This is a genomic window from Pseudomonas sp. CM25, assembly GCF_013179705.1.
In the GTDB taxonomy this organism is placed as follows: domain Bacteria; phylum Pseudomonadota; class Gammaproteobacteria; order Pseudomonadales; family Pseudomonadaceae; genus Aquipseudomonas.
This window is the reverse complement of record NZ_JABMCW010000483.1, coordinates 1-3,129: the sequence shown is the minus strand read 5'-3', so window position 1 is coordinate 3,129 and position 3,129 is coordinate 1. Positions and strand designations below refer to the sequence as shown.

The following is a 3,129-nucleotide window of genomic DNA, read 5'->3' as shown; positions in this document are numbered from 1 at the left end:
GGTTGTGATACAGGAAGTGTGCCAGGTGATGCAAAACCGTTTTCTTTCAACCTTTTAGGCGGTTTTATGGGCTTTGCTGCCAGCAGGGATGGCCAAATGCAGCGTGCCATTTCGCGACAGGGTGTTTCATCCTGAGACAGGGCCTGCTGCGCAGGCCAATCGCCGGCAAGCCAGCTCCCACAGGTACAGCACAGGTCTTCAAGGCAGTGGTTGACCTGTGGGAGCTGGCTTGCCGGCGATTGGCCCTGACAGCCACTGTTTCACCACCGTCTCACACCGTCTCAATGTGCAACAGCGCATACCTGCAATCACAACCTTGCAGCCAGGCAAAGCCCAATATCTTCAACGCTTTGCGGCCATCTGCGCAGCTTGGCACGGCCATTGCGCCAGTGCCCGTCACATCCAATGACAAGAGGCACCGCCCCCATGCTTTCCGAACTGCCCATCCTGCCCGCCACCCGCGCCTTCCTGGAACGCAAGCTGAAAATGCGCATTGGCGCCGACTGGCAGGACGCCGCCAATGGCCGCACCCTGTCGTTCCGCAACCCGGCCACCGGCGAAGTACTGGGCGAAGTGCCCGCGGCCGAGGCCGAAGATGTCGACCGCGCGGTCCGCGCGGCGCGCCAGGCCTTCGATGATTCGCCCTGGAGCCGCCTGCGCCCGCGCGAGCGGCAGAACCTGCTGTGGCGCCTGGCCGACCTGATGGAGCGCGATGCCCGCCAGCTGGCCGAACTGGAATGCCTGAACAACGGCAAGAGCGCCGCCGTGGCCCAGGTAATGGACGTGCAACTGGCCATCGACTTCTTGCGCTACATGGCCGGCTGGGCCACCAAGATCGAGGGTAGCACCGTCGAAGCCTCGATGCCGTTGATGCCCAACGACCAGTTCCACGGTTTCATCCGCCGCGAGGCAGTGGGCGTGGTCGGTGCCATCGTCGCCTGGAACTTCCCGCTGCTGCTGGCCTGCTGGAAGCTCGGGCCGGCGCTTGCCACCGGCTGCACCGTGGTGCTCAAGCCCGCCGACGAAACACCACTGAGCGTGCTGAAGCTGGCGGAACTGGTAGACGAGGCCGGCTACCCGGCCGGTGTATTCAATGTGATCACCGGCACCGGCCTGAATGCCGGCGCCGCGCTCAGCCGCCACCCCGGGGTGGACAAGCTCACCTTCACCGGCTCCACCGAAGTCGGCAAGCTGATCGGCAAGGCGGCCATGGACAACATGACCCGCGTGACCCTGGAACTGGGCGGCAAGTCGCCGACCATCGTCATGCCCGACGCCAACCTGCAGGAAGCCGCTGCCGGTGCGGCCACGGCGATTTTCTTCAACCAGGGCCAGGTGTGCTGCGCGGGCTCGCGGCTGTATGTGCACCGCAAGCACTTCGACAACGTGGTGGCCGACATCGCCGGCATCGCCAACGGCATGAAGCTGGGCAGCGGGCTGGACCCGGCGGTGCAGATGGGCCCATTGATTTCGGCCAAACAGCAGGACCGCGTCACCGGCTACATCGAACTGGGCCGCGAACTGGGTGCGACCATTGCCTGTGGCGGTGAAAGCTTCGGGCCGGGTTACTTCGTCAAACCGACGGTGATCGTCGATGTCGACCAGCGCCACCGCCTGGTGCAGGAAGAAATCTTCGGGCCGGTGCTGGTGGCGATGCCGTTCGAGGACCTCGACGAAGTGATCGGCATGGCCAACGACAACCCCTACGGCCTGGGCGCGAGCATCTGGTCCAACGACCTGGCGGCTGTGCACAGGATGATCCCGCGTATCAAGTCCGGCTCGGTGTGGGTCAACTGCCACAGCGCGCTGGACCCGGCGCTGCCGTTTGGCGGCTACAAGATGTCTGGCGTTGGTCGCGAGATGGGCGCTGCGGCCATCGAGCACTACACCGAGCTCAAGTCGGTGTTGATCAAGCTCTGATCATTTTCCTGTACCGGCCCCTTCGCAGCGCAAGGCTGCTCCTACGGTCGCGCATTCCTTGCAGGAGCAGCCTTGTGCTGCGAAGAGGCCGGTACAGGCACTACAAAAACAACAATAAAAAACCATGGAGCAAACCCATGAGGCACACACTCGCCTGCACATTGGCCCTGCTGCTAGCCGCCCCCGCCAGCCAAGCCTACGAGCTGTACAACCACAACGGCACCACCCTCAACGCCGAACTCGAAGCCCTGTTGGGTGTTTTCCACAGCGACGAAAGCTTCAACCAGGCCGGCAACCGCCAGCCGGGCAGCAGCGCCTGGCAGGAGGGCTACGCGAAATACGGACTGAGCGGCAGCCAGGCCCTGGCCGATAGCGGCGCGCTCTACGGCGCCTTCAACCTGCTCAGCTCCACCACCTGGGGCGATGGTGATGCCGCCGGGCTGACCCTGGGCGACGAGCGCCGTACCGCCATCGAAGACCTGTACCTGGGCTGGCGCTCGGCCAACCTGTTCCCGGCACTGGGCGAAGACGGCGTGGACATTTCCGCTGGCCGCCAGGTGGTCACCCTGGGCGACGGCTTCCTGATCCAGGGTGACCCGGTCAACCTCGGCAAGGTCGACCTGGGTGCCAACTTCGACCGCGGTGGCGCCTACTACCTGGCCGCACGCAAGGCCTTCGACCGCACCGCCGTACTGCGCCTGGGCGGCAAGCAGGGCTGGCGCGGCGACCTGATGTGGCTGAAGTCCGACAATCATTATCAGGCCGATACCTCAATGGCAGTGGCCAACCTGGAGCATGTCGGCGACAACGGCACCGTCGGCCTCAGCTGGATCCGCGGGCTCGACGTGGACCAGCGCTATGCGCAGCTGCTGGGCCTGGAACACCGCGACGGCATGGACACCGCCAGCCTGCGCGGGCGCGGCAACCTCGGTGTGAAGGACCTGGAGCTGGCCGCCGAGTACGTCACTCAGGACAAGACAGGCGGGCGCGAGAACGCCTGGTACCTGGAAGGCAACTGGACCTTCTCCGAACTGCCCTGGACCCCCACCGCCACCTACCGCTACAGCCGTTTCTCGGAAGGCTTCGACCCGTTGTTCTATGGCCTGAGCCGTGGCTACGGCACCTGGTTCCAGGGCGAAGTGGCAGCCAACTATGCCGGGCCGTTCAACAAGAACAGCCAGGTGCACCACGTGGCGCTGAAGGGCAAGC

The 3,129-nt window shown here is 64.7% G+C and carries 2 protein-coding genes; both read left to right on the top strand.

Features of this window, described 5'->3' with window-relative positions:
* The first annotated feature begins 426 nt into the window (after window positions 1–426).
* Window positions 427–1,920: an aldehyde dehydrogenase gene (locus HP546_RS28240; protein ID WP_172232509.1), complete on the top strand. Its 1,494-nt coding sequence runs from the start codon at window positions 427–429 to the stop codon at window positions 1,918–1,920.
* A gap of 137 nt (window positions 1,921–2,057) precedes the next feature.
* The coding region (locus HP546_RS28235) for a hypothetical protein (RefSeq protein WP_172232506.1) at window positions 2,058–3,129 on the top strand (1,072 nt) is incomplete at its 3' end.